Consider the following 23762-nt stretch of genomic DNA (forward strand, 5'->3'; position numbering starts at 1 on the left):
GCTGCTTCTTCCTGGATACATAGGGGTGGAACATGCGAAAAGGGGCGCCGGTACCACGGCGCCCTTCGCTCTTGGCTCAGCCGAAAACGTACTTGGCCGCGTGGTTGAGCCCATAGTCAATCACGGTCACCAGCGCGATCATGATGGCGACGAAGAAGATCACCACGGTGGTGTACGACGTCAGCTGGTTGCGAGTCGGCCAGACGACCTTGCGGAGCTCCGCGACGATCTGGCGGTAGAAGGTGGCGAGGCGCTTCAGCGGGCCCTTCTTGGCGCGCTTGCCGCCCTTGCGGGCCTTCTTCTTGGACTCGGGCAGCTCGTCCTGGGCGTCAGGCGTGTCGATGGAGCCCACGGCGTCCGTCATAATCCTCACCTGATCCCGGGTCGTGGCCGTGCCGCGCCCGGTTTCTGAGCCGCACGGCGGTGCATTGCTGTACGTACATGCGCACACATCCTGGCGGTGTGTGTAGCAGGGCCGGAGGGACTTGAACCCCCAACCGCCGGTTTTGGAGACCGGTGCTCTACCAATTGAGCTACGACCCTTTGTGTGTCCCCCAACGTACCGCATCCGACCGGGTGCGGGGTGTGCACCGGTTCCGGCAGCGGCTGTTGGTGGCCAACGAGGTGAGAGTGTACGTGGTCCGCGGCCCTGCGTCGAACAGAAAGTGCCCGCCAGGGCGGTGCCGGGCGAAGATCGTCCTGGCCGGGGCCAAGATTCGGACCCGTGTTCACGCATCGACCCCTGGCTGTTCAGTCCGTGAAACCCGTGTGCCGGGGACATTTCCGGTCTGGAACGATGGGCCGCATGAGCGCTGCAACCCCACCCACCGAGCGCCGGGTCTCCGCCCGAGTCGGCGCGATCTCCGAGTCCGCCACCCTCGCCGTGGACGCCAAGGCCAAGGCCCTGAAGGCAGCCGGGCGTCCGGTGATCGGCTTCGGCGCCGGTGAGCCCGACTTCCCGACTCCGGACTACATCGTCGAGGCGGCCGTCGAGGCCTGCAAGAACCCGAAGTACCACCGCTACACGCCGGCCGGCGGCCTGCCCGAGCTGAAGGCCGCGATCGCCGCGAAGACGCTGCGCGACTCCGGCTGGGAGCCCGACGTCTCCCAGATCCTCGTCACCAACGGCGGCAAGCAGGCCATCTACGAGGCGTTCGCCGCGATCCTGGACCCGGGCGACGAGGTCATCGTCCCGGCGCCGTACTGGACGACGTACCCCGAGTCGATCCGGCTCGCGGGCGGTGTCCCGGTGGAGGTCGTGGCCGACGAGACGACCGGCTACCGGGTCTCGGTGGAGCAGCTGGAGGCGGCCCGCACGGAGAGGACGAAGGTCGTGCTCTTCGTCTCCCCGTCCAACCCCACCGGCGCCGTCTACAGCGAGGCCGAGACCGAGGAGATCGGCCGCTGGGCCCTGGAGCACGGCCTGTGGGTGCTCACCGACGAGATCTACGAGCACCTGGTCTACGGCGACGCCGCCGCCGTCTCCCTGCCCGCCCTGCTGCCCGAGCTGCGCGACAAGTGCATCGTGGTCAACGGTGTGGCGAAGACGTACGCCATGACCGGCTGGCGGGTGGGCTGGGTCATCGGCCCCAAGGACGTCGTCAAGGCCGCGACCAACCTCCAGTCGCACGCCACCTCGAACGTCTCCAACGTGGCCCAGGCGGCCGCCCTGGCCGCCGTCTCCGGCGACCTGGAGGCCGTGGCGAAGATGCGTGAGGCCTTCGACCGCCGGCGCAGGACGATCGTGCGGATGCTCAACGAGATCGACGGCGTGTTCTGCCCCGAGCCCGAGGGCGCCTTCTACGCCTACCCGTCGGTGAAGGCCCTGCTCGGCAAGGAGATCCGCGGCAAGCGGCCGCAGGACACCGTCGAGCTGGCCGCGCTGATCCTGGAGGAGGCCGAGGTCGCGGTCGTCCCGGGCGAGGCCTTCGGCACGCCGGGCTATCTGCGGCTGTCGTACGCGCTCGGTGACGAGGACCTCGTCGAGGGCGTGAGCCGCATCCAGAAGCTGCTGGCCGAGGCGCGGTAGATCCACCGCCCACGCGCGCGTGCGGGCCGTTTCCCTCCGGGGAGGCGGCCCGCTCGTGTGTGCGAGCAAGACCACGTCCGGGGAAACGGCTACCGGGACGGCGGGGGCGTACGGCAGGATCTGGGAATGGAGCCTGTACGTGATGTCTCTGAACTGCCGAAAGCCCATCTGCACCTGCACTTCACCGGCTCGATGCGGCCGGGAACCGTCCTGGAGCTCGCCGACAAGTACGGCGTACGGCTGCCCGAGGCGCTGACGGAGGCGCTGGTCAGCGGGGAGCCGCCGCGGCTGCGGGCCACGGACGAGCGCGGCTGGTTCCGCTTCCAGCGGCTCTACGACGCGGCGCGCTCCTGTCTGCGCACCCCGGAGGACATCCAGCGGCTGGTCCGGGAGGCGGCCGAGGAGGACCTCCGGGACGGCTCGGGCTGGCTGGAGATCCAGGTGGACCCGACGTCGTACGCGCCCCGGCTGGGCGGGCTGATCCCGGCGCTGGAGGTCATCCTGGACGCGGTGGAGACGACCTCCCGGGACACCGGTCTCGGTATGCGGGTCCTGGTGGCGGCGAACCGGATGAAGCACCCGCTGGACGCGCGCACGCTGGCCCGCCTCGCGGTGCGGTACGCGGACCGGGGCGTGGTCGGCTTCGGGCTCTCCAACGACGAGCGGCGGGGCATGGCGCGCGACTTCGACCGGGCCTTCCACATCGCGCGCGAGGGCGGCCTGCTGTCGGCGCCGCACGGCGGCGAGCTGACCGGCCCGGCCTCGGTCCGCGACTGCCTGGACGACCTGCACGCCGCGCGGATCGGGCACGGGGTGCGCGCGGCCGAGGACCCGCGGCTGCTGAAGCGGCTCGCCGACCGGGGGGTGACCTGCGAGGTGTGCCCGGCGTCGAACGTGGCGCTCGGCGTCTACGAGAAGCCGGAGGACGTCCCGCTGCGCACGCTCTTCGAGGCGGGGGTGCCGATGGCGCTGGGCGCCGACGACCCGCTGCTGTTCGGCTCCCGGCTGGCCGCCCAGTACGAGATCGCCCGGCACGCCCACGACTTCACGGACGCCGAGCTGGCCGAGCTGGCCCGCCAGTCGGTACGCGCCTCGGCGGCCCCACAGGACGTCAGGGCGCGGCTGCTGGCGGGCATCGACGACTGGCTGGCCCGCCCGGCCGCCTGACACGGCCGCACGGCGGATACGGCGTCCGACGGCGTCGGGATCATGCCCCGCCCTCCGGTGCCGCGGCCGAGATTCCGCTCAGCAGCGTCCTGGCGAGGCGGGCGGCGAAGGTGTCCACGGGCGGGCGTTCGCCGCTGTCGGTGGCGTCGTAGGCGAAGGCGCGCTGGGCGCAGGCGCCGAGGAGCAGGGAGGCGGCCGCGAAGGTGTCGGCGTCGGCGCGGACCCGGCCGACGGCCTGCTCGGCGCGGAGATAGGCGTCCAGGTCCTCGATGGGCCGGTGCGGGCCGGAGCCGAACTGACGGAGAACTTCGTCGTTACGGCGTTTGAGCTGCGGCTCGGCGTACAGGGACGCGGCGATCGGGAAGCTCTGCTCGTAGAAGAGGGCGGCCTGGCGGGCGATGTGGGTGAGGTTCTCCTCCAGGGTGCCCTGACCGGGCTCGGCGGCGAGGCTGCCGAGCAGCGGGGTGAGGCGGGGCAGCCGTTCGGCGAGGACGCGGACGAACAGCTCCTCCTTGCTGGCGAAGTACTTGTAGAGGGCCGCCTCGGAGCAGCCGGCCGCGCGGGCGATCTCCTTGGTGGTGGCGCGGGCGAGGCCGACGGTGAGCATCAGCTCGTGCGCGGCGTCGAGGATGCGGACGCGGGCCGGTCTGGTCTGCACGGGTCGTCCTCTCGGGCTGGGCCGGGGGCTCCGGCCTGGGCCGGGTGGCCTCCGCTCTTGACGGGTGAGTGAGTGCTTACCCACTATAGATGCCCTGGGGTGAGTGAACACTCACCCACCTCTTCGCAACAGGGGGCGAGGTCATGAAGCTCACCGTTTTCGGCGCTACCGGCGGGGTCGGCAGGCAGCTGGTCCGGCAGGGCCTGGACGCCGGGCACGAGGTCACCGCCGTCGTACGGGATCCGGCCCGGCTCACCGTCACCGGCGACCGTCTGGAGGTCGTCCGCGCCGACCTGACCGACCCGGAGCAGGTGCGCCCCGCGGTCCGGGGCCGGGACGCGGTCCTGTCCGGCCTGGGCGCGCGCAGCATCAAGGACGCCGGGGTGGCCACCCGGCTGACCCGTACGGTCCTGCGGGCCATGGAGGCGGAGGACGTCCGTCGGCTGCTGGTCGTCAGCGCCGCTCCGGTCGGTCCGGCGGCCGAGGACGGCCTGCTGGACCGCGCACTGCGCGGCGTGGTCTCGGCCATCTTCAAGGACGTCTACGCCGACCTGCGCGCGATGGAGGCCGAGCTGGCCCGCAGCAGCACGGACTGGACCTCGGTACGGCCGCCCCGGCTCCAGGACAAGCCGGTGACCGGCCGCTATCGCACGGTCATCGGCGGCTTCCCGCCCAAGGGGCGCTTCCTCGCGCGCGCGGACGTCGCGCACGCGATGCTGTCGATGATCGACGATATGGCGACGGTGAAGCAGGGCGTGGGCGTCGCGTACTGACCGCGCCGGTACGCCTCAGAGGCTGACGCCGACCGTGACCGGCTCGTTGACCAGGGTGATGCCGAATGCCTCGCGCACCCCGGCGACGACCTCCCGCGCCAGTGCAAGGAGGTCCTCGGTGGTGGCCTCGCCCCGGTTGGTGAGCGCGAGGGTGTGCTTGGTGGAGATGCGGGCGGGCCCGCTGCCGTAGCCCTTGGTGAAGCCCGCCTTGTCGATGAGCCAGGCCGCGGAGGTCTTCGTACGGCCCTCCCCCGCCGGGTAGGCGGGCGGCTCGACGCCCTCCCCGAGCCGCTCGCGCACGCGCGCGTGGAAGGCGGCGAACTGCTCGTCGGTGAGGATCGGGTTGGTGAAGAAGGACCCGGCCGACCAGGTGTCGTGGTCCTCGGGGTCGAGGACCATGCCCTTCCCCGCGCGCAGCTTCAGCACGGTCTCGCGGGCGGCGGCCAGCGGCACCCGCTCGCCGGGCTCGACTCCGAGCGCGCGGGCCGCCTCCGCGTACCTGACGGGCGCGGACAGGCCGCCGGCGTCCTCCAGCCCGAAGCGGACGCGCAGCACGACATAGCGCTCGGGGTCGGCCTTGAAGCGGCTGTGCCGGTACGAGAAGCCGCACTCCTCGTTCGTCAGCGTGACGGTCTCGCCGGCGCGCCGGTCGTAGGCGACGACCTCGGTGATGGTGGAGGAGACCTCCTGGCCGTAGGCCCCGACGTTCTGGATCGGGGTGGCGCCGGCCGAGCCGGGGATGCCGGCCAGGCACTCGATCCCGGCGAGCCCGGCCTCGACGGTGCGAGCGACGGCGTCGGTCCACACCTCGCCGGCCGCCAGCTCCAGGGTGCTGCCGCGCAGCTCGACACCGCGGGTGGCGATGCGCAGGGCGGTGCCGTCGAAGCCCTTGTCGCCGATGACGAGGTTCGAGCCGCCGCCGATGAGCAGCAGTGGCGTCCCGTGGTCGTCGGCCTCGCGCACGGCGGCGATCACCTCGGCGTCGGTCACGGCGGTGACGAGCCGCACCGCGGGACCGCCCAGCCGGAAGGTGGTCAGCGGGGCAAGGGGGGCATCGTGGAGTACCTGCACGGCCCCAAGCCTACGAGCTAGCTGCGGGCAGTCGTGCCGCTGGGGCGGCACGGGTGGGCGCAGCGGCACCCGGCCAGCGCCGGCACGCGAAACGCCCCCCGGCCCACACCAGCGCCATAGCCACCGCAGTACCGACACGCATGCCGCCCCGCACCCTCAGCGGGACACGGTCTCCGCAACCGGCGCGGGCACCGCCTCGGCCACCACGGCGGGCCGCACCGTCCGCCGCCCCGGTATCAGCAGGGCCGCGACCGCCGCGAGGGCGACCACCCCCGCCCCCGTGACGAGCGCCGGCCGCAGTCCGTCCACGAAGTTCTGCGGACTGGCGTACCCGCCCTGCGCGGAGAAGATCGACGACATGACGGCGATCCCGAGCGCCCCGCCCACCTCACGCAGCGCGTTGTTCGCCCCGGACGCGATGCCCTGCTCCTCGGGGCGCACGCTGGACATCACCAGGTTGGCGGCCGGCGCGAAGAACAGGGCCATGCCGACACCGTTGACGATCAGGGCGGGCAGCTGGACGGCGTAGGAGGCGTCCGCGGTGGCCACGGCGGCCATCCAGGCGAGACCGGTGGCCTGCAAGAAGAGTCCCGCGGCGACGACCGGGCGGCCGCCGATGCGGTCGGACAGCATCCCGGCGACCGGCGCGACCAGCATCGGCATACCGGTCCACGGCAGCATCCTGAGCCCCGCCTCGGTGGGCGAGTAGCCGAGCACGCCCTGCATGTACTGGCTCAGCAGGAAGATCGAGCCGAACATGCCCACGAACATCAGCAGGCTGGCCGCGTTGATCCCGGAGAAGGCGCGGGAGCGGAACAGCCGCATGGGCAGCATGGGCTGGGCCGCGCGGGTGCTGTAGAGGACGAATGCGACGAGCAGCGCGCCGCCCGCGAACAGCGAGGTCAGCACGGTGGTGTCGGTCCAGCCGTCGGCGGGGCCGCGGACCAGGCCGTAGACGACCCCGAAGAGCCCGCCGCTGGCGAGCAGCGTGCCGGGGAGGTCGAGGCGGGCGCCGGTGCCGTAGGACTCGGCGAGACGCAGCCGGGCGAGCGGCATCGCGACCAGACCGAGCGGAACGTTCAGCCAGAAGATCCAGTGCCAGGAGACATGCTCGGTGAGGCTGCCGCCGATGAGCGGCCCGGAGGCGACGGCGAGGCCGTTGACGGCACCCCAGATGCCGTACACCATGCCGCGCCTGGCGGCGGGCACGGCGGCCGTCAGCAGGGTGAGCGTGAGCGGCATCATCACGGCCGCGCCCACGCCCTGCACCGCGCGGGCGGCGATCAGGGAGCCGATGCCGGGTGCCAGGGCCGCGGCGGCGGAGGCGCCGGTGAAGACGGCGAGCCCGGCGATGAAGAGCCGGCGGCGGCCGAAGCGGTCGCCGAGCGCGGCGCCGGTCATCAGCAGGACGGCGAAGGTGAGCGTGTAGGCGCTCACGGTCCATTCGAGGTCGTCCAGCGCCCCGCCGAGATCCTTGCGGATGGAGGGCAGCGCGGTCGTGACGACGAGGTTGTCGAGGGCCGCCATGAACCCGGCGACGCTGGTGATGGCCAGGGCCCACACGGCTCCGGCCCGGCTGGAGCCGGTGGCCGGTACTTCGGTCGGATGCGACATCGGTCCCCCAGGAGTGCATCTGATTAGTTATTGATGACTAACTTTCTGGCCCGGAAAAAGGGGCCGCGCCCTCCCGGCCCCCGCTACCCCGCGCGGCCCTCCTTGGCCCGGGCCGGCGAGTCGAGCCCCTCCCACACCCGGTGCCCGGGCGGAAAGCCCATGGCGACCAGGCAGTTGATGAGCATGCCGTACGCCAGGAACGTGGTCGTGTCGTTGACGTCGGCACCGAGCGGCACATGCACGGTGTCCCACAGCCGCATCCAGCCGGCCCGGACCTGCTCCCCGAACTCCCGGTCGCACTCCTGCTCGGCGGCCGCCACCGCGATGTACGTCTGCATCTGCATCAGCAGCACTTCCGGCCGCTCCGCGATGACCTTGGTGTACGCCTCGGCCATGGAATGCAGGGCCTCTTCGCCCCGCAGCCCCTGCGAGGCTTCCTCGAAGATGCGGATGATGTCCTCCACGCAGCGGTCCGCCGCCGCGAGGAAGATCGCCTTCTTGCCCGGGAAGAGCCGGAAGAGGTACGGCTGCGAAACCCCCACGCGTCTGGCGATGGCCTCGGTGGAGGTGCCGTGGTAGCCACCGCGGGCGAACTCGGCGGTCGCCGCGCGGATGACACTCTCGCGTCGCTCCGCTGCACTCATCCTGGGCATGCGGCCAAGTTAGTACTCAATCACTAACTTGGCAAACGGCAGATGTAAGGGGCGCTTCGCCATGGAGAACGCCCCTTACCCGCGTGGCCACCGGCGGTGCCGTCAGGCCAGCCGTACGACGGCCCGGGACATGCCGAGCACCTTCTGGCCGGCGCTGGTCGCCACCAGGTCCACCCGCACGGTGTTGTCGTCCAGCTTGGCCGCGACCTTGCCGGCGACCTCGATCAGCGCACCCGTGTCGTCGTTCGGGACGACGACGGGCTTGGTGAAGCGGACGCCGTACTCCACGACCGCACCGGGGTCGCCCAGCCAGTCGGTGACCACGCGGATCGCCTCGGCCATGGTGAACATGCCGTGCGCGATGACGTCCGGCAGGCCCACCTCCTTGGCGAACTTCTCGTTCCAGTGGATCGGGTTGAAGTCCCCGGAGGCTCCCGCGTAGCGCACCAGCGTCTCGCGGGTCACCGGGAAGGTCTGGGCCGGCAGTTCCGTGCCGACCTCGACGTCGCTGTATGCGATCTTCGCCGTCATCGGTTCCTCACGCCTCCCCGGCCGCGCGGGCCACGAGCTTCGTCCAGGCGGTCACGACGTGCTCGCCCGCCTCGTCGTACACCTCACCGCGGATGTCCAGGATGTCGTTGCCCGCGAGGCTCTTGATCGCCTCGATGGTCGAGGTGACCGTGAGCCGGTCGCCGGCGTGGACGGGGCGCTTGTAGGCGAACTTCTGGTCGCCGTGCACCACCCGGCTGTAGTCCAGGCCGAGCTGCGGGTCCTGCACGACCTGCGCGCAGGCACGGAACGTGATGGCGAACACGAAGGTCGGCGGGGCGATCACATCGGGGTATCCGTACGCCTTGGCGGCCTCGGGATCCGTGTACACCGGGTTGGTCTCGGCGACCGCCTCGACGAACTCGCGGATCTTCTCCCGGCCTACCTCGTAAGGGGCGGTGGGCGGGTAGGTCCGTCCCACAAAGGACTGGTCGAGCGCCATGGCCCGGCACCTCCTGGATGTTTGCTGTGACGGCCCCAAATTAGCCGGAAGCCGACAGGTGAAACGCCGAGAGGCCGCCCCCTCGGAAGGGGACGGCCTCGCGAACGAGCCTTTTTATCGCGTTTCGCGGTGCGCGGTGTGCGCGTTGCAACGCGGGCAGTGCTTCTTCATCTCAAGACGGTCCGGGTTGTTACGCCGGTTCTTCTTGGTGATGTAGTTCCGCTCCTTGCACTCCACGCAGGCCAGCGTGATCTTCGGGCGGACGTCGGTGGCAGCCACGTGAGTGCTCCTAAGACGAACGGGTGGACTGATTCAACGCAAGAAAGAGTAGCCGATTGAAGGACCGACCCCGCAATCGGCTACTGTCAGTAGCGGTGACCGGACTTGAACCGGTGACACAGCGATTATGAGCCGCTTGCTCTACCGACTGAGCTACACCGCTTTGATGAGATCAGTCCCCGCCTTGCGGCGGGAACCTCTCACACCAGAGCCCCAAAACGGAATCGAACCGTTGACCTTCTCCTTACCATGGAGACGCTCTGCCGACTGAGCTATTGGGGCGAGCGAGGAAGACATTACACGGTCCGCAGCCGTTCACCCAAATCCGTATCCCGGCCCGGCCCGCATCACGATCACCAGCCCTCCCGGCGGCCCCTCGCGCCGCGCCGGACGTCCCGGAATCCCGCGGCGCGACCGCCCGAGCCGGCGTCCGCAGAGGCGGTGTACGCCGCGTCCACGGAGGCGGTGTGCGCCACGCGCGCGGGCGACACGTGTACCGCCTGGGGCGGACCACACCGGTACGACTATTGCGCTCCTACGGGCCCCGCACGGCTCTCCACCCTAGGCTCGACTCGCTCTGCGTGATCTTGGGCGGCGCACGGGCTCGCGCCCCTCACGCCGCCGCCCGTCCCGAGCCGTCCCGAACCAGCCCCGGCCCCACCCTGGAGCGCGATGCCCGACAGCCAGCCACAGCCGCAGCCGCCGTCGAACCCGTCGGGCTCCTCCGGTTTCCCGGGCCCGTCCGAGCAGAGCGCCCTGCTGTTGTGCGGGGCGCGGCTCACCGACGGCCGGACGGTGGATGTACGGCTGGGCAGCGGGCGCATCGAGGCGGTCGGCACGGCCGGCAGCCTCGCGCGGGGCTCGCTGCGCACCGGCGCGTCCCGCGTGGATCTGAGCGGCTACCTGCTCCTGCCCGCCCCGGCCGAACCCCACGCCCACGGCGACACCGCCTTGTCCGCCGAGCACCCCGGCCCGGTCTCGTACGCCGCCGAGGACGTCCAGCGGCGGGTCACGGAGGCCGTGCTGCTCCAGCTGGGCCACGGCGCGACGGCGGTACGCGCGCACGTGCGGGTGGGCGACGTCCAGGGGCTCGGCGCCCTGGGCGCGGTCCTCCAGGCGCGGCGGTCGCTGCGCGGGCTCGCGGAGCTGACCACGGTGGCGATGCCGCGGCTGCTGACCGGGGTGGCCGGGGCCGACGGGCTCGCGGTGCTGCGGGACGCGGTGAAGATGGGCGCCTCCGTGGTGGGCGGCTGCCCGGACCTGGACCCGGATCCGACCGGCTATGTGGAGGCGGTGCTGGAGGTGGCCTCCGAGCACGGCTGCCCGGTCGACCTGCACACGGACGCCGCCGACCCGGCCCGGCTGTCCCGGCTCGCGGCCATGGCGGGGGGCCTGCGCCCCGGCGTGACGATCGGGCCCTGCGCCGGTCTCGCGCGCCTGCCCGCCGAGGCGGCCGCGCGCGTCGCGGACCAGCTGGCGGCCGCGGGCGTGACGGTGGTGTGCCTGCCCCAGGGCGGCTGCTCCGGCACGGACCGGCGGGGCACGGCTCCGGTACGGCTGCTGCGCGCCGCCGGGGTCCGGGTGGCGGCCGGCAGCGGCGCCCTGCGCGATGTCTCGAATCCCGTCGGCCGCGCCGACCCCCTGGAGGCGGCCTACCTCCTCGCCTCCGCCCACGGCCTGCGCCCCGAGGACGCCTACGACGCCGTGAGCGCCTCCGCGCGGGCGGCGCTGGGGCTGCCGGACGTACGGCTGGAGGCGGGCTTCCCCGCCGAGCTGCTGGCCGTCCGCGGCGACCGCCTGGCCGGCGCCCTGTCCCTGGCCTACAGCCGGATCGTGGTGCACCGGGGCCGCGTGGTGGCCCGCACGAGCGCGGTCCGGGAGTACTGCAACTCGACGACGACAGCAGAACTGGGCCTCCCCCGCCAGGGCCGCGGCGAGCCGTCGTAGGCGGGGCGGGAGGTCGTGAGCGGGATTTCTGCGCCCTCCCGTCACGGCGATCAACTCATGCGGCGAATGCGGCCATTCGGGCGTACGGTCGGAAACATGCGCATTGTCATCGCTGGTGGTCATGGTCAGATCGCGCTGCGGCTGGAGCGTCTCCTCTCCGCGCGCGGGGACGAGGCCGCGGGGATCATCCGCAAGCCGGAGCAGGGCGACGATCTGCGGGCGGCCGGGGCCGAACCGGTCCTGCTCGACCTGGAGTCCACCACGGTGGAGGGGGTCGCGGCGTACCTCCAGGGCGCGGACGCGGCGGTCTTCGCGGCCGGCGCCGGTCCGGGCAGCGGCACGGACCGCAAGGAGACGGTGGACAAGGGCGCGGCGGTGCTGTTCGCGGACGCGGCCGTACGCGCGGGCGTGCGTCGCTTCCTGATCGTGTCCTCCATGGGCGCGGACCCGGCACACCAGGGCGACGACGTGTTCGACGTGTATCTGCGGGCGAAGGGCGAGGCGGACGCCCATGTGGCCCGGCAGCAGGCCCTGGACTGGACGATCCTGCGCCCCGGTTCGCTGACGGACGAGGCGGGGACCGGCCTGGTCCGGCTGGAGGCGCACACCGGACGCGGCGAGGTCAGCCGGGACGATGTGGCGGCCGTTCTCGCGGAGCTGGTGGACACGCCGGCGACGGCGGGGCTGACGCTGGAGCTGATCGGCGGCTCGACGCCGGTGTCGGTCGCGGTGAAGTCGATCGCCGGGAACTGAGGGCGGCCGTCGGCCGTTGCACGGGTAGGCCCCCGCTGCCGGCCCGGCGGGGCGTCAGATGTCAGAACAGCGGCAGCTGTCCGGGGAATTCGGGCACGGCGTATCCGTCCAAGGACGGCTGGACCGCGCCCAGTTGCGCCTGCCGGCGGGACCCGGCGCAGGAGACGAGTTCTGCGTGTTCCCGTGCCCCGGGCGGGTCGTGCCGTGCGAAGCGGCCCGCGACGACGGCGATGTCTCTTCGGCACACGGGGCAGGTTCGGCGTCGGGAGGACATGCCGCCAGTGTGCCCCGTACCCGCGCGCGGGTGAACCGCCGTCAGGTCCGCGTCTCCGCTTCCCATCGGTCCGGACCCACCCCGCGCCAGTCGATCAGGGGCGAGTCGGCCACCTGCTCAGGTTCGATCTCCAGCCCGGCCCGGCGCAGGAACTCGACCAGGTCCCGCACGTTGTGGGCCAGGCCGAGGATCTCGCCGTCCACCCGGACCCGGCGGCCGCCGGTCGGGGAGGGCAGGTGCACGATGATCGGACGTTTCCCGGCCATGGCTCCAGCATCGTCCGGACCGCCCGGCCCCGCACCCGGGCCGGTCAGGCGAAAAGTCCCAGCACGGTGTCCGGCCGGCGCGGCTCGGCGCGCCTTCGGCGCGCGGGCGGGGAAGGCCGGTGGCACGCTGGAAATGCTTCCGCCTGCCCTGACGGCCCTCCGCACAGGTGCAGTCTCTCGTCACCGTTCTGTCACAAGCAGCCGCCGCACGAAACGCCGCCGCTCTCCCGCCCTGTCTGGACTCACGTACCACGACCACCCATACCGCGGGCGACAACCAACGACCGAAGCCCGCGGACTGACACCACTCAGGGGGACGACACCATGCGTTACAGCAACGGCATTCGCAGGGCGGCTCTGGCGACGACGGCGGCCGCGGGCGTCGCGGCGGCGGTGACCGGCATCCTGCCCGGCACCGCCATGGCGGCGAGCACCAGCACTTCCACCCCGCCGCCCGCCTGCTCGGCCTCCGCACTTCAGGTCAGCGCCTGGCAGGCCGCCCACCGGCCCGTCGGGACCGGGGTCGGGGCGGCGGTCGTGCAGTTCACCAACGTCTCCCGGACGACGTGCACCCTGAAGGGCCACCCGTCGGTCGCGGGCGCCGGCAACGGCTCCCCCGACCGTAACGCCCCGCTCAAGGTCACCCCCACCGGCAAGGCGACCACCGTGACGGTCAAGCCGCACGGCAAGGCGTGGCTGAAGCTGACCTTCGTCCAGGTCCAGGGGGAGGCCGACGGCTACTGCGTGTCGGGCGCGAAGCCGGTGGCGTACCCGACGATGGTCATCGGGCTGCCGCACGCCGGGAAGCACCAGGTCGGCCTGAAGGACGGGGGGCTGTGGGCCGAGTGTGACAACAAGGTGACCGCCACCGCGGTCTCGTCGGTCAAGCCTTCCTGACCCCAGCGCCGATAAGTGCGGGTCGGCGACCCAGTGCACCTTCGGTGCGGTGAGTCGCCGACCTGTGGTGATCACACTCCGAGCGCGGACAACGACGAAGGCCCCGTGACCTGCTCTCGCAGGTCACGGGGCCTTCGTTCCCGTGTGGCGGCGCCAGGATTCGAACCTGGGTAGGCTTAGCCGACAGATTTACAGTCTGCTCCCTTTGGCCGCTCGGGCACACCGCCGGGTTGTGCTGCCATTCGAACCCGCTTTCGCGGTGTTCCCCGGCAACGACGTAAACAATACCCGATGCACAGGGGTGCTTCGCCACCTGGTTGATCTCCGCCTCACGGGTCGCGGGGTGGCTAGGCTGGTGCGGATGCGGACCGGCATGTCGCCGGGCTCGGCGACTGCCGCCGCGCACGCCGGACCGCACCCGATACACACCCCGATACAAGGAGCCACAGGACATGGCCGACTCCAGTTTCGACATCGTCTCGAAGGTCGAGCGGCAGGAGGTCGACAACGCCCTCAACCAGGCCGCCAAGGAGGTCTCGCAGCGCTACGACTTCAAGGGCGTGGGCGCCTCGATCGCCTGGGCCGAAGGCGACAAGATCCTGATGCAGGCGAACTCCGAGGAGCGGGTCAAGGCGGTCCTCGACGTCTTCCAGTCCAAGCTGATCAAGCGCGGTATCTCGCTGAAGGCGCTGGATGCGGGCGAGCCCCAGGTCTCCGGCAAGGAGTACAAGATCTTCGCGTCGCTCCAGGAGGGCATCTCCCAGGACAACGCGAAGAAGGTGGCGAAGATCATTCGCGATGAGGGCCCCAAGGGCGTCAAGGCGCAGGTCCAGGGCGATGAGCTGCGGGTCAGCTCCAAGAGCCGTGACGACCTCCAGACCGTGATCGCCCTGCTGAAGGGCAAGGACTTCGACTTCGCGCTTCAGTTCGTGAACTACCGCTAGCGACGCCGTCGGTTCAGGGAGGCGGCCGCCCCGGTCCGGGTGGCCGCCCTTCTCGCTCCGGCCGGTTGCGCCGCTCAGTAGGGTGCGGGCCATGTCAGCGACCGAGAACGGCCTGCGCCGCACCCTGGGCCTGCGCGACGCCGTCGTCGTCGGCCTCGGCTCGATGATCGGTGCCGGGGTCTTCTCCGCCTTCGGGCCGGCCGCGCACGCGGCCGGTTCGGGCCTGCTGCCCGCGCTCGCGGTCGCGGCCGTGGTGGCCTACTGCAACGCGATGTCCTCGGCCCGGCTCGCCGCCCGCTATCCGGCCTCCGGCGGGACCTATGTGTACGGGCGGGAACGGCTCGGCGCCTTCTGGGGCTATCTCGCCGGCTGGGGGTTCGTGGTCGGCAAGACGGCCTCCTGCGCGGCCATGGCGCTCACGGTGGGCAGCTATGTGTGGCCGGGGCAGGCGCACGCGGTGGCGGTCGCGGCCGTGGTCGCGCTGACCGCCGTGAACTACGGCGGCATCCAGAAGTCTGCGTGGCTGACGCGCGTGATCGTGGCCGTGGTGCTGGCGGTTCTCGCCGCCGTGGTGGCCGTCTGCCTGGCCTCCGGGCAGGCGGACGCGGGACGGCTGGACATCGGGCTGTCGTCCGGCGCCGGCGGGGTGCTCCAGGCGGCCGGGCTGCTGTTCTTCGCGTTCGCCGGGTACGCGCGGATCGCGACCCTCGGCGAGGAGGTTCGGGACCCTGTGCGCACCATCCCGCGCGCGGTCCCGCTGGCCCTGGGGATCGCCCTGGTGGTGTACGCGTGCGTGGCCGTCGCGGTGCTCGGCGTCCTCGGCGCGGGACGGCTCGGGCAGGCGTCGGCGCCGCTGGCCGACGCGGTGCGCGCGGCCGGGGTGCCGGCGCTCGTGCCGGTGGTGCGGGCCGGGGCGGCGGTGGCGGCGCTGGGTTCGCTGCTGGCGCTGATCCTGGGCGTGTCCCGTACGACGCTCGCCATGGCCCGGGACGGCCATCTGCCGGGCGCGCTGGCGGCCGTACATCCGCGTTTCCAGGTGCCGTACCGGGCGGAGCTGGCGGTGGGCGCGGTGGTCGCCGTACTGGCCGCCACGGTGGACGTGCGCGGCGCGATCGGCTTCTCCTCCTTCGGGGTGCTGGCCTACTACGCGGTCGCCAACGCCTCCGCGTGGACGCTGAGTCCGGCCCCGGCGTCCCGGGCGGTTCCGGTGGTGGGGCTGCTGGGCTGCGCCACGCTGGCGTTCGCCCTGCCGGCGGTCTCGGTGGCCGTCGGCGCGGGTGTGCTGGCGCTGGGTGCGGCGGCCTACGGCGTACGGCGCTGGCGGGCGGGCCGGCGCGGGCGCTGACGCGTCCTCAGCCCGCGAACGGCTGGTCCGTGCGGACGATCTCGCGGCCCAGCGGCAGCAGCGAGACCGGGATCAGCTTGAAGTTGGCGATGCCGAACGGGATGCCGATGACCGTGATGCACAGGGCGATGCCGGTGACGATGTGGGTGAGCGCCAGCCACCAGCCGGCCAGGACCAGCCACAGGACGTTGCCCAGGCAGGACGGGGCGCCCGCGTCCCGGCGTTCGACCGTGGTGTACCCGAAGGGCCACAGGGCGTAGACGCCGATGCGGAAGGCGGCTATGCCGAAGGGGATGCCGATGACCGTGATGCACAGCAGGACACCGGCGAGGAGATAGCCGAGGAAGAGCCAGAAGCCGCTCAGCACGAGCCAGATGAGGTTCAGGATGGTCTTCACTGGTAACGACCTGCCATTTTCTCGAGCCGGGCGATACGGTCCGCCATCGGCGGGTGCGTGGAGAACATCTTCGACAGCCCCTGACCCGCGCGGAACGGGTTCGCGATCATCATGTGGCTCGCGGTCTCGATACGGGGCTCCGGCGGCAGCGGAAGCTGCTGGGTGCCCGTCTCCAGTTTGCGCAGGGCACCGGCGAGGGCGAGCGGGTCGCCGGTGAGCTGGGCGCCCGAGGCGTCCGCCTCGTACTCGCGGGAGCGGCTGATGGCCAGCTGGATGAGGCCGGCCGCGATCGGGCCGAGGATCATGATCAGGAGCATGCCGAGCAGGCCGGGGCCGTCGTCGTCGTCCGAGCGGCCGACCGGGATGAGCCAGGCGAAGTTCACCAGGAACATGATCACCGAGGCGAGGGCCCCGGCAACCGAGGAGATGAGGATGTCGCGGTTGTAGACATGGCTCAGCTCGTGGCCGATGACGCCGCGCAGCTCGCGCTCGTCCAGCAGGCGCAGGATGCCCTCGGTGCAGCACACGGCCGCGTTGCGCGGGTTGCGGCCGGTCGCGAAGGCGTTGGGCGCCTCCGTCGGGGAGATGTACAGCCGGGGCATGGGCTGGCGGGCCTGCGTGGACAGCTCGCGCACCATCCGGTAGAGCGCCGGCGCCTCGAACTCGCTGACCGGGCGGGCGCGCATCGCGCGGAGCGCCAGCTTGTCGCTGTTCCAGTACGCGTACGCGTTCGTGCCGAGGGCGATGAGGACCGCGACGATCAGTCCGGCGCGTCCGAAGAAGCTGCCGATGACGATGATGAGCGCCGACAGTCCCCCGAGGAGGACTGCGGTCCTGAGCCCGTTGTGCCGGCGGTGCACGGTACGCCCTCCAAGTGGTGCGGCAGGGGACCCTCTGCCTGCGGATGTGCTTGCTCGGGTCGCGTTGCTCGTGTCCTTGGCCCACCGGTGCCGTGGTGCCGACTCCAGTGGACCCTCCCGCAATGGTCAACGCCAGGCGGGCGGCACGAGTTCCCTGGTGCGGGCGGTGCCGTGGCTCGGCCGTCCGGGTGAGGCGGCTCAGAACAGGCCGGTGGCCGCGAAGCGCAGGACGAGCTGGGGTGCTCCGGACAGGACGACGCCGAGGACGCCGGTGAGGGCGATCGCGGCCGTGAGCGGGGCCGGGACGCGGTGCCGGGCGGCCTCTCCCTCGGGCGCGCGGAACAGCAGGGCCGTCCACTGGAGGTAGTAGAACAGCGCGATCACCACGTTGACGGCCATGACGACGGCGAGCCAGCCGAGGCCCGCGTCGACGGCCGCCGAGAAGACGGTGACCTTCGCGAACAGGCCGATGACGCCCGGCGGCAGCCCGGCCAGGCAGAGCAGGAAGAAGGCCAGCAGCAGCGCCGTCAGCGGGTTGGTGGCGTACAGGCCGCGGTAGTCGCTGATCCGGTTGAGCGGGCGGCCGCGGCCCACCACGGCGGCGACCGCGAAGGCACCCAGGTTCACGGCGGCGTACATCAGGGCGTACGCGACGGTGGAGCCGACCGCCTTGTGGGGGTCCCTGGCGTATCCGGCGGCGGCGATCGGCACCAGCAGGTAGCCGGCCTGGCCGACGGAGGACCAGGCGAGCAGCCGTACGGCGCTGTACGCGCGCGTGGCCTGCTGGCGCAGGGCGCCGACGTTGCCGACGGTCATGGTGAGCGCGGCCAGGGCGGCGAGCGCGGGCCCCCAGACGTCGGCGTACGACGGGAAGGCGACGACGGTGACCAGGATCAGCCCGGAGAAGCCGACCGCCTTGCCGACGACCGACAGATAGGCGGCGACGGGCAGCGGCGCGCCCACATAGGTGTCGGGAACCCAGAAGTGGAAGGGCACGGCCGCCGTCTTGAAGGCGAAGCCGACCAGGGTGAGGACGACGCCGGTCTGCGCGAGGGTGTGCAGCTGTCCGTCGACGTGCGGCAGCCGCTGGGCGACCTGGGTGAGGTAGAGGGTGCCGGTGGTGGCGTAGACGAAGCTGATGCCCATCAGGCTGACCGCGGTGGCGGTGACCGAGGACAGGAAGAACTTCAGCGCGGCCTCGGAGGAGCGCTTGTCCCCGTGCCGGATGCCGACGAGCGCGAAGGCGGGCAGGGAGGCGACCTCCAGCGCGACGACCAGGGTGGCCAGGTCGCGGGAGGCGGGCAGCAGGGCGGCACCGGCGGCGGAGGACAGCAGCAGGAACCAGAACTCGCCCGCGGGGACGCGGCGCCGGTCGTCGGCGAGGTTCGTGACGGACAGCAGGGCGGCCAGCAGGGCGCCGCCGAGGACCAGGAACTGGATGACGAGCGTGAAGTGGTCGGCGGTGTAGCTGCACGCGCGCGCGTGGCCGCCGGTGCAGAAGGTGCTGCGGTCGCCGTGCAGGAGGGGCAGCAACAGCAGCGCGGCCACGGCCAGTCCGGCGACCGAGACCCAGCCGAGGACGGCCTTGCGGGCCTCGGGCAGGAACAGGTCGGCGACGAGAACGGCGAGCGCCACGACGGCGGCGACGGTGGGCGGGGCGATGGCGAGCCAGTCGACGGACTGGACCGCCGAGGCGGCCAGCGGCTGGGCCAGGGCGCTCATCGGGTGCCTCCTGCGAGGAGCTGGTGCACGGCCGGGTCGGTCAGGCCGAGCAGGGCCCGGGGCCAGAGTCCGGCGACGAGGGTGAGGGCGACGAGCGGGGTCCAGGCCGCGAACTCGTACCCGTGGACGTCGGCGAGCGCCGGGACCTCCCGCTCCGCGCCGCCCATGCAGACGCGGCGGACCACGATCAGCATGTACGCGGCCGTGAGCAGGGTGCCGAACGCGCCGATCGCCATGAAGGTGAGGAAGGCGGGCCGGCTGAGGTCGGCGGCGGGCTTGAACGCGCCGAACAGGGCCAGCATCTCGCCCCAGAACCCGGCGAGCCCGGGGAGGCCGAGCGAGGCGACCGCGCCGAAGGCGAGCAGCCCGCCGAGCCGCGGGGCCCTGCCGTACAGCGCGGCGCCCGACTCCTCGGCCAGCGTGTCCAGGTCGGTGCTGCCGGTGCGGTCCTTGAGGGCGCCGACCAGGAAGAAGAGGAGGCCGGTGATGAGGCCGTGGGCGATGTTGGCGAACAGGGCGCCGTTCACACCGGTCGGGGTCATGGTGGCGATGCCCAGCAGGACGAAGCCCATGTGGCCGACGGAGGAGTAGGCGATCAGCCGCTTCAGGTCGCCCTTCGCGCCCCGCTTGGCCAGGGCGAGACAGGCCAGGGACCCGTAGATGATCCCGACCACGGCGAAGGCCGCGAGGTACGGCGCGAAGGTGTGGAAGCCGTCGGGCGCCACCGGCAGCAGAATCCGGACGAACCCGTACGTACCCATCTTCAGCAGGACGCCGGCCAGCAGGACCGAGCCGACGGTCGGCGCGGCGGTGTGGGCGTCGGGCAGCCAGCTGTGCAGCGGCCACATCGGGGTCTTGACCGCGAGCCCGATCCCGATCGCCAGAACGGCGATGACCTGCACGGACATGGTCAGCGACCGGCCGTTGTCAGTGGCGAGTGCCACCATGTCGAAGGTGCCCGCCTTGATTCCGATCAGGAGCAGGCCGAGCAGCATGACGACAGAGCCGAGCAGTGTGAAGAGGATGAACTTCCACGCGGCCCGGGTCCGCCCCTCGCCGCCCCAGCGGGCGATGAGGAAGTACATCGGGATGAGCACCGTCTCGAACGCCAGGAAGAACAGCAGCAGATCGAGGACGGCGAAGGTCGCGAGGGTGCCGGACTCGAGCAGGAGCAGCAGCGCGACGAACGCCTTCGGGGACGGGCCCGTGGGCGGCTTGAAGTAGGAGTACAGCGCGCACAGGAAGGTCAGCAGCGCGGTCAGGACCAGAAGGGGGAGGGAGATGCCGTCGATGCCGAGGTGGATCCGCACATCGAGTGCGGGGATCCAGCTGATGTCGGTCGTGGCCTGCATCTTCGACGGATGGTCGTGGTCGAAGCCGAGCGCCAGGGCGATCGCGGCGGCGAGGATCACGCCGGTCACGGTGACACCGTGCCGCAGCACGGCCTGGTCGGGCGACTTCCCCTTCAGCCCGGGCGGGGCGGGGAGCAGAGCGGCGGCGGCGCCGAGGAGCGGGCCGACGACGACGAATGCCAGAAGGAACTGCATCACGGACTCGTTGATATCGATCACGCCTGCTCACGCTCCCGTGGCGACGAGGACGACGGCGACCGCCAGGACGACGGTGCCGGCGAGCAGCGCGCTCACATAGGTCTGCACATTGCCGGTCTGCGCGCGCCGCACCGCGGCCCCGAGCAGCCGGGGCAGGGCGGCGCCCCCGCGGACGTAGGTGTCGACGACCTCGCGGTCGAGGAACCGGACGAGACTCGCCCCGGCCTGGACCGGGCGGACGAACAGCGCCGTGTACACCGCGTCCAGGTGGAAGCCGGCGGCCGCGTGCCGGTGCAGCGGGCCGAGCAGCAGCCGTGCGGGGTCCGCCGGGTCGGGGGCGTAGGCGATGTCGCCGTAGGCCGGCTCGTGGGTGGCGATGGCCTCGGCCTCGACCAGGCCCGCGTCGCCCTCCGGGTGGGCGGCGACCGCGCCGAGCGGGGCGCGGGCGGCGAGCCCGCTGGTCCGCTGCCAGGCGCCGTAGGCGAGCAGTCCGCCGACCAGGGCGAGGCCCGTGCCGAGGATGGAGGTGAGCAGTGTCGGGGTGAGGTCGCGGCCGTCGAACCAGTCGGGCAGCGCGCGGTAGGCGAGCCCGCCGAAGGCCAGGGAGGGCACCGCGAGGACCCACAGGACGACGGTCATGGTCAGCGGCTGGCGGCCGTGGTCCGGGGCCTCGGCGCCCCGGCCGCGGAAGGCCAGCAGCCACAGCCGGGCGGCGTACGCGGCGGTCAGCAGGGCGGTGACCAGGCCCGCGACGAGGACGATCCAGCCGGCGGCGCCCGGCACCCCGGCGGTGTGCCCGTGGGCCGCCTGCTCGGCGGCGCCGAGGACGGACTCCTTGGAGAAGAAGCCGCTGAAGGGAGGGATCGCGGCGAGCGCGAGCAGCGCCACGGTCATCGTCCAGTAGGCGTCCGGGATGCGGTCGCGCAGGCCGTGCATGCGGGACATGGCGGCCAGCGAGTTGGTGCCGGCGGCGTGGATGATCACGCCGGCCGCGAGGAAGAGCAGCGCCTTGAAGGCGCCGTGGGACAGGAGGTGGAAGACGGCGGCACCCCGGTCGCCGGCGGCGAGGGCGCCGGTCATGTAGCCGAGCTGGCCGATCGTCGAGTAGGCGAGGACGCGCTTGATGTCGTCCTGGGCGAGCGCGGCGAGACCGGAGCCGGCCATGGTCACTGCGGCCATCACGGCGAGGACGATCATCGCGGCCGCGGAGGCCTCGAAGACGGGAAGGAGCCGGGCGACGAAGTAGACACCGGCGGCGACCATCGTCGCGGCGTGGATCAGCGCGGAGACGGGCGTCGGGCCCGCCATCGCGTCCGGGAGCCAGGTGTGCAGCGGGAACTGCGCCGACTTGCCGGCCACGCCCGCGAGCAGCAGCAGCGCGATCAGCGTCGGCTGGTGCAGCTGGCCGCTCGCGACGGCGCCGAGGACCCGGGTGATGCGGAAGGAGCCGGCGGCGGTGCCGAGGGCGAACAGACCGATCAGGAACGGCACGTCACCGAGCTTGGTGACGAGGAAGGCCTTCAGGGAGGCGGCGCGGGCCTCGGGGGTCTCCCAGTAGTGGCCGACCAGGAAGTAGGAGCAGATGCCCATGACTTCCCAGCCGACCAGCAGCACGATCAGGTCGCCGGAGTAGACGACCAGGAGCATCGCGGAGGTGAACAGGGAGACGAGCGCGGCATAGGAGGGGTAGCGCGGGTCGTCGCGCAGATAGCCCGTCGAGTAGATCTGCACGCAGGTCGCGACGAAGGCGACCAGGATCGCCACGAGCGCGGCGAAGCCGTCGATGTGCAGGGCCAGCTCGATCGGCACCGAGCCGGTGGGGGTCAGCTCCGTGTGGGCGTCCACGGCCCGGCCACCGCCCTGGTGGACGGCGACCAGCGCGGCCAGGACGAGCGAGACCAGCGGCGGGAGCACGGCGAGCGGCCGGACGAAGCCGGGGGCGGTGCGGCCGAGCAGCAGGCCCGCCGCGGCACCCAGGAACGGCAGAAGGGGGACGAGGACGGCGAGGGTGGTCGTGGTCACGCGGTGGCCTCAGCCTTCTCGGCCGCGGAGGTGCCGGGACCCTCGGTGTCGGGGCCCTCGGCGGTGTCGCGGAGCTTGTCGATGTCGGAGGTGCCGCGGTTGCGATGGACGGCGAGCACGATCGCCAGGCCGATGCCGATCTCGGCGGCGGCGATGGCGATGGTGAACAGGGTCAGCGCCTGGCCGGAGTGCAGGGTCTCCCGGGCGGCCCGGCTGAGCCAGACGTCGAAGGCGACCAGGTTGAGGTTGACGGCGTTGAGCATCAGCTCGACCGACATCAGGACCAGGATCGCGTTGCGGCGGGCGAGGACGCCGTACAGGCCGGTGCAGAACAGGAGGGCGGAGAGTACGGCGGGGTAGGCGAGGTGCATCAGCGGGCGCCTTCCTGGTCACCGGACGGGGAGTCACCGGACGGGGCAGTGCCGTTCTCGCCGGCTGCCGTCCCGGCCTTCGCCTTGCGGGACAGCACGATCGCCCCGACCAGGGCCGCGAGGAGCAGCACGGACAGCGCCTCGAAGGGCAGCACCCAGTGCCGGAACAGGCTCTCGCCGGTGACCCGGGTGCTGCCCGCGGCCGGGCCGTCCAGGTCGATCCAGGTGGTGCGGAAGGCGTCGACGACCACCCAGACCAGGGCGACCGCGGCGGCCACCGCGACGGTCAGGGCGGCCCAGCGGTTGCCGGAGTCGGCGTCCGGGGAGCGGCCGATGGGGGCCTTGGTGAGCATCAGACCGAACAGCAGGAGGACGACGACGGAACCGACGTAGATCAGGACCTGCACCCAGGCGATGAACTCGGCCGTGAGCAGCAGGTACTCCACGGCGAGCCCGCCGAGCGCGACCACCAGCCACAGGGCGGCGTGCACCAGCTGCCGGGTGGTCACGGTGACGAGGGCGGCGCCGAAGGTGGCCAGGCCGACCAGGACGAAGGCGATCTCGACGCCGGTCGGGGACAGGAAGCCGGGCTGGGCCGCGGCGAGGCTCACGGTCGCGGCGGGGCTCACGGGGCGCCCTCCTGGGGTTCGGCCTGGGCCGCCGCCAGCTTCTCGGCGGTCTTGCGGGCGGCGGCGATCTCCTTGGGCTCCTCCGCCGCGGGGTCCAGGGCGGGCGGGGCCGGGACGGTCCACATCCACTCGCGGAGCTTGTCCCGCTCATGGGTCAGCTCGCGGATGTCGGTCTCGGCGTACTCGAACTCCGGCGACCAGAACAACGCGTCGAAAGGACAGACCTCGATGCAGATACCGCAGTACATGCACAGCGAGAAGTCGATCGCGAACCGGTCGAGGACGTTGCGGCTGCGCTCGCGGCCGCCCGGGGTGGCGGCCGGGACCGTCTCCTTGTGGGAGTCGATGTAGATGCACCAGTCCGGGCACTCGCGGGCGCACAGCATGCAGACCGTGCAGTTCTCCTCGAACAGGCCGATCACGCCGCGGGTGCGGGGCGGCAGCTCGGGCAGGGTGTCCGGGTACTGCTCGGTGACCGTCTTCTTCGTCATCGTGCGCAGGGTGACGGCCAGGCCCTTGGCGAGGCCGGATCCGGGGATGGGGGCCATGG

At 72.1% G+C, this 23762-nt stretch carries 26 protein-coding genes and 4 tRNA genes; 8 read left to right on the forward strand and 22 right to left on the reverse strand.

The window, feature by feature from the left end:
- Window positions 1–76: 76 nt before the first annotated feature.
- Window positions 77–364: a preprotein translocase subunit SecE gene (secE, locus tag ACWCV9_RS21650; RefSeq protein WP_385843340.1), complete on the reverse strand. Its 288-nt coding sequence runs from the start codon at window positions 362–364 to the stop codon at window positions 77–79.
- 106 nt (window positions 365–470) lie between these two features.
- Window positions 471–543 (reverse strand) — tRNA-Trp (locus ACWCV9_RS21655).
- A 262-nt stretch (window positions 544–805) separates the two neighbouring features.
- Here ACWCV9_RS21655 and ACWCV9_RS21660 point away from each other — a divergent pair.
- Together ACWCV9_RS21660 and ACWCV9_RS21665 are read left to right on the forward strand one after the other, a co-directional pair.
- Window positions 806–2029, forward strand: coding sequence for a pyridoxal phosphate-dependent aminotransferase (locus ACWCV9_RS21660; protein WP_450788707.1), 1224 nt, complete (start codon window positions 806–808; stop codon window positions 2027–2029).
- Between the two features lie 126 nt (window positions 2030–2155).
- Window positions 2156–3196, forward strand: coding sequence for an adenosine deaminase (locus ACWCV9_RS21665; RefSeq protein ID WP_450788709.1), 1041 nt, complete (start codon window positions 2156–2158; stop codon window positions 3194–3196).
- Between the two features lie 40 nt (window positions 3197–3236).
- Here the strand turns inward: ACWCV9_RS21665 and ACWCV9_RS21670 are convergent, their stop codons facing one another.
- Complete coding sequence (locus ACWCV9_RS21670) at window positions 3237–3854, reverse strand: TetR/AcrR family transcriptional regulator (RefSeq protein WP_450788710.1); 618 nt, start codon at window positions 3852–3854, stop codon at window positions 3237–3239.
- A 143-nt stretch (window positions 3855–3997) separates the two neighbouring features.
- On the opposite strand from ACWCV9_RS21670, the gene ACWCV9_RS21675 reads away from it, so the two are divergent.
- A complete protein-coding gene (locus tag ACWCV9_RS21675) occupies window positions 3998–4627 on the forward strand; it encodes an NAD(P)-dependent oxidoreductase (RefSeq protein WP_450788711.1) in 630 nt (209 codons plus the stop codon).
- A 15-nt stretch (window positions 4628–4642) separates the two neighbouring features.
- Here ACWCV9_RS21675 and ACWCV9_RS21680 read toward each other — a convergent pair whose 3' ends face one another.
- The 8 genes from ACWCV9_RS21680 to ACWCV9_RS21715 all read right to left on the reverse strand — a co-directional run bounded on the left by ACWCV9_RS21680 (window position 4643) and on the right by ACWCV9_RS21715 (window position 9517).
- Window positions 4643–5698 (reverse strand): UDP-N-acetylmuramate dehydrogenase, encoded by a 1056-nt coding sequence (locus ACWCV9_RS21680; RefSeq protein ID WP_450788713.1) that lies wholly within the window; start codon window positions 5696–5698, stop codon window positions 4643–4645.
- 156 nt (window positions 5699–5854) lie between these two features.
- On the reverse strand, window positions 5855–7312 hold the full coding sequence (locus tag ACWCV9_RS21685; protein ID WP_450788715.1) for a DHA2 family efflux MFS transporter permease subunit: 1458 nt from the start codon (window positions 7310–7312) through the stop codon (window positions 5855–5857).
- An 83-nt stretch (window positions 7313–7395) separates the two neighbouring features.
- Window positions 7396–7965, reverse strand: a complete 570-nt coding sequence (locus ACWCV9_RS21690; RefSeq protein WP_450788717.1) for a TetR/AcrR family transcriptional regulator — start codon at window positions 7963–7965, stop codon at window positions 7396–7398.
- A 102-nt stretch (window positions 7966–8067) separates the two neighbouring features.
- On the reverse strand, window positions 8068–8496 hold the full coding sequence (locus ACWCV9_RS21695) for a MaoC family dehydratase (protein ID WP_385843332.1): 429 nt from the start codon (window positions 8494–8496) through the stop codon (window positions 8068–8070).
- Between the two features lie 7 nt (window positions 8497–8503).
- Complete coding sequence (locus ACWCV9_RS21700) at window positions 8504–8956, reverse strand: FAS1-like dehydratase domain-containing protein (RefSeq protein ID WP_450788718.1); 453 nt, start codon at window positions 8954–8956, stop codon at window positions 8504–8506.
- A gap of 114 nt (window positions 8957–9070) precedes the next feature.
- On the reverse strand, window positions 9071–9235 hold the full coding sequence (gene rpmG / locus ACWCV9_RS21705) for a 50S ribosomal protein L33 (protein ID WP_003948671.1): 165 nt from the start codon (window positions 9233–9235) through the stop codon (window positions 9071–9073).
- 90 nt (window positions 9236–9325) lie between these two features.
- A tRNA-Met gene (locus ACWCV9_RS21710) sits at window positions 9326–9398 on the reverse strand.
- A 46-nt stretch (window positions 9399–9444) separates the two neighbouring features.
- Window positions 9445–9517, reverse strand: a tRNA-Thr gene (locus tag ACWCV9_RS21715).
- A 390-nt stretch (window positions 9518–9907) separates the two neighbouring features.
- Between ACWCV9_RS21715 and ACWCV9_RS21720 the strand changes: the two genes are divergently transcribed.
- Window positions 9908–11182 (forward strand): amidohydrolase family protein, encoded by a 1275-nt coding sequence (locus ACWCV9_RS21720; RefSeq protein ID WP_450788719.1) that lies wholly within the window; start codon window positions 9908–9910, stop codon window positions 11180–11182.
- Between the two features lie 96 nt (window positions 11183–11278).
- On the forward strand, window positions 11279–11935 hold the full coding sequence (locus ACWCV9_RS21725; RefSeq protein ID WP_450788721.1) for an SDR family oxidoreductase: 657 nt from the start codon (window positions 11279–11281) through the stop codon (window positions 11933–11935).
- Window positions 11936–11996: 61 nt separating this feature from the next.
- On the opposite strand, the gene ACWCV9_RS21730 is transcribed toward ACWCV9_RS21725, so the two are convergent.
- Both ACWCV9_RS21730 and ACWCV9_RS21735 read right to left on the reverse strand, forming a co-directional pair.
- Window positions 11997–12209, reverse strand: a complete 213-nt coding sequence (locus tag ACWCV9_RS21730; RefSeq protein WP_450788723.1) for a hypothetical protein — start codon at window positions 12207–12209, stop codon at window positions 11997–11999.
- A gap of 41 nt (window positions 12210–12250) precedes the next feature.
- Window positions 12251–12475: a hypothetical protein gene (locus ACWCV9_RS21735; protein ID WP_356940795.1), complete on the reverse strand. Its 225-nt coding sequence runs from the start codon at window positions 12473–12475 to the stop codon at window positions 12251–12253.
- A 324-nt stretch (window positions 12476–12799) separates the two neighbouring features.
- Here ACWCV9_RS21735 and ACWCV9_RS21740 point away from each other — a divergent pair, with 324 nt between their 5' ends.
- Window positions 12800–13372 (forward strand): DUF4232 domain-containing protein, encoded by a 573-nt coding sequence (locus ACWCV9_RS21740; RefSeq protein ID WP_450788725.1) that lies wholly within the window; start codon window positions 12800–12802, stop codon window positions 13370–13372.
- 145 nt (window positions 13373–13517) lie between these two features.
- Here ACWCV9_RS21740 and ACWCV9_RS21745 read toward each other — a convergent pair.
- Window positions 13518–13599 (reverse strand) — tRNA-Tyr (locus ACWCV9_RS21745).
- 225 nt (window positions 13600–13824) lie between these two features.
- Between ACWCV9_RS21745 and ACWCV9_RS21750 the strand changes: the two genes are divergently transcribed.
- Together ACWCV9_RS21750 and ACWCV9_RS21755 are read left to right on the forward strand one after the other, a co-directional pair.
- Entirely contained in the window at window positions 13825–14316 is a 492-nt protein-coding gene (locus ACWCV9_RS21750; RefSeq protein ID WP_450788727.1) for a YajQ family cyclic di-GMP-binding protein, read from the forward strand.
- A 91-nt stretch (window positions 14317–14407) separates the two neighbouring features.
- The gene (locus tag ACWCV9_RS21755) at window positions 14408–15661 is read left to right on the forward strand and encodes an APC family permease (RefSeq protein ID WP_450788729.1); all 1254 of its coding nucleotides are present in this window, start codon (window positions 14408–14410) and stop codon (window positions 15659–15661) included.
- A 7-nt stretch (window positions 15662–15668) separates the two neighbouring features.
- Here ACWCV9_RS21755 and ACWCV9_RS21760 read toward each other — a convergent pair whose 3' ends face one another.
- The 8 genes from ACWCV9_RS21760 to ACWCV9_RS21795 form a co-directional block, all read right to left on the reverse strand.
- Complete coding sequence (locus ACWCV9_RS21760) at window positions 15669–16058, reverse strand: YccF domain-containing protein (protein WP_450788730.1); 390 nt, start codon at window positions 16056–16058, stop codon at window positions 15669–15671.
- Window positions 16055–16918 carry a zinc metalloprotease HtpX gene (htpX, locus tag ACWCV9_RS21765; RefSeq protein WP_450788732.1) on the reverse strand — a complete coding sequence of 288 codons (864 nt, stop codon included), beginning with the start codon at window positions 16916–16918 and terminating at the stop codon, window positions 16055–16057. The genes ACWCV9_RS21760 and htpX overlap by 4 nt, the downstream gene beginning before the upstream one ends.
- Before the next feature lie 198 nt (window positions 16919–17116).
- Window positions 17117–18640, reverse strand: a complete 1524-nt coding sequence (locus tag ACWCV9_RS21770; RefSeq protein WP_450788733.1) for an NADH-quinone oxidoreductase subunit N — start codon at window positions 18638–18640, stop codon at window positions 17117–17119.
- The gene (locus ACWCV9_RS21775; RefSeq protein WP_450788734.1) at window positions 18637–20211 is read right to left on the reverse strand and encodes an NADH-quinone oxidoreductase subunit M; all 1575 of its coding nucleotides are present in this window, start codon (window positions 20209–20211) and stop codon (window positions 18637–18639) included. Before ACWCV9_RS21775 ends, ACWCV9_RS21770 begins: the two co-directional genes overlap by 4 nt.
- A gap of 6 nt (window positions 20212–20217) precedes the next feature.
- Window positions 20218–22212 (reverse strand): NADH-quinone oxidoreductase subunit 5 family protein, encoded by a 1995-nt coding sequence (locus tag ACWCV9_RS21780; protein ID WP_450788736.1) that lies wholly within the window; start codon window positions 22210–22212, stop codon window positions 20218–20220.
- Window positions 22209–22583, reverse strand: coding sequence for an NADH-quinone oxidoreductase subunit NuoK (nuoK, locus tag ACWCV9_RS21785; RefSeq protein ID WP_450788738.1), 375 nt, complete (start codon window positions 22581–22583; stop codon window positions 22209–22211). The genes ACWCV9_RS21780 and nuoK overlap by 4 nt, the downstream gene beginning before the upstream one ends.
- A complete protein-coding gene (locus ACWCV9_RS21790; RefSeq protein ID WP_450788739.1) occupies window positions 22583–23212 on the reverse strand; it encodes an NADH-quinone oxidoreductase subunit J family protein in 630 nt (209 codons plus the stop codon). Before ACWCV9_RS21790 ends, nuoK begins: the two co-directional genes overlap by 1 nt.
- On the reverse strand, window positions 23209–23760 hold the full coding sequence (locus tag ACWCV9_RS21795; protein ID WP_450788740.1) for a NuoI/complex I 23 kDa subunit family protein: 552 nt from the start codon (window positions 23758–23760) through the stop codon (window positions 23209–23211). The genes ACWCV9_RS21790 and ACWCV9_RS21795 overlap by 4 nt, the downstream gene beginning before the upstream one ends.
- Window positions 23761–23762 lie beyond the last annotated feature (2 nt).

This window comes from Streptomyces sp. NPDC001606, assembly GCF_053596835.1.

Coding starts and splice junctions, on each gene's coding strand:
- secE (WP_385843340.1), bottom strand. CDS start 364: ATGACGGACGCCGTGGGCTCCATCGACACGCCTGACGCCCAGGACGAG.
- ACWCV9_RS21660 (WP_450788707.1), top strand. CDS start 806: ATGAGCGCTGCAACCCCACCCACCGAGCGCCGGGTCTCCGCCCGAGTC.
- ACWCV9_RS21665 (WP_450788709.1), top strand. CDS start 2,156: ATGGAGCCTGTACGTGATGTCTCTGAACTGCCGAAAGCCCATCTGCAC.
- ACWCV9_RS21675 (WP_450788711.1), top strand. CDS start 3,998: ATGAAGCTCACCGTTTTCGGCGCTACCGGCGGGGTCGGCAGGCAGCTG.
- ACWCV9_RS21685 (WP_450788715.1), bottom strand. CDS start 7,312: ATGTCGCATCCGACCGAAGTACCGGCCACCGGCTCCAGCCGGGCCGGA.
- ACWCV9_RS21690 (WP_450788717.1), bottom strand. CDS start 7,965: ATGCCCAGGATGAGTGCAGCGGAGCGACGCGAGAGTGTCATCCGCGCG.
- ACWCV9_RS21695 (WP_385843332.1), bottom strand. CDS start 8,496: ATGACGGCGAAGATCGCATACAGCGACGTCGAGGTCGGCACGGAACTG.
- ACWCV9_RS21700 (WP_450788718.1), bottom strand. CDS start 8,956: ATGGCGCTCGACCAGTCCTTTGTGGGACGGACCTACCCGCCCACCGCC.
- ACWCV9_RS21720 (WP_450788719.1), top strand. CDS start 9,908: ATGCCCGACAGCCAGCCACAGCCGCAGCCGCCGTCGAACCCGTCGGGC.
- ACWCV9_RS21725 (WP_450788721.1), top strand. CDS start 11,279: ATGCGCATTGTCATCGCTGGTGGTCATGGTCAGATCGCGCTGCGGCTG.
- ACWCV9_RS21730 (WP_450788723.1), bottom strand. CDS start 12,209: ATGTCCTCCCGACGCCGAACCTGCCCCGTGTGCCGAAGAGACATCGCC.
- ACWCV9_RS21735 (WP_356940795.1), bottom strand. CDS start 12,475: ATGGCCGGGAAACGTCCGATCATCGTGCACCTGCCCTCCCCGACCGGC.
- ACWCV9_RS21740 (WP_450788725.1), top strand. CDS start 12,800: ATGCGTTACAGCAACGGCATTCGCAGGGCGGCTCTGGCGACGACGGCG.
- ACWCV9_RS21750 (WP_450788727.1), top strand. CDS start 13,825: ATGGCCGACTCCAGTTTCGACATCGTCTCGAAGGTCGAGCGGCAGGAG.
- ACWCV9_RS21755 (WP_450788729.1), top strand. CDS start 14,408: ATGTCAGCGACCGAGAACGGCCTGCGCCGCACCCTGGGCCTGCGCGAC.
- ACWCV9_RS21770 (WP_450788733.1), bottom strand. CDS start 18,640: ATGAGCGCCCTGGCCCAGCCGCTGGCCGCCTCGGCGGTCCAGTCCGTC.
- nuoK (WP_450788738.1), bottom strand. CDS start 22,583: ATGCACCTCGCCTACCCCGCCGTACTCTCCGCCCTCCTGTTCTGCACC.
- ACWCV9_RS21795 (WP_450788740.1), bottom strand. CDS start 23,760: ATGGCCCCCATCCCCGGATCCGGCCTCGCCAAGGGCCTGGCCGTCACC.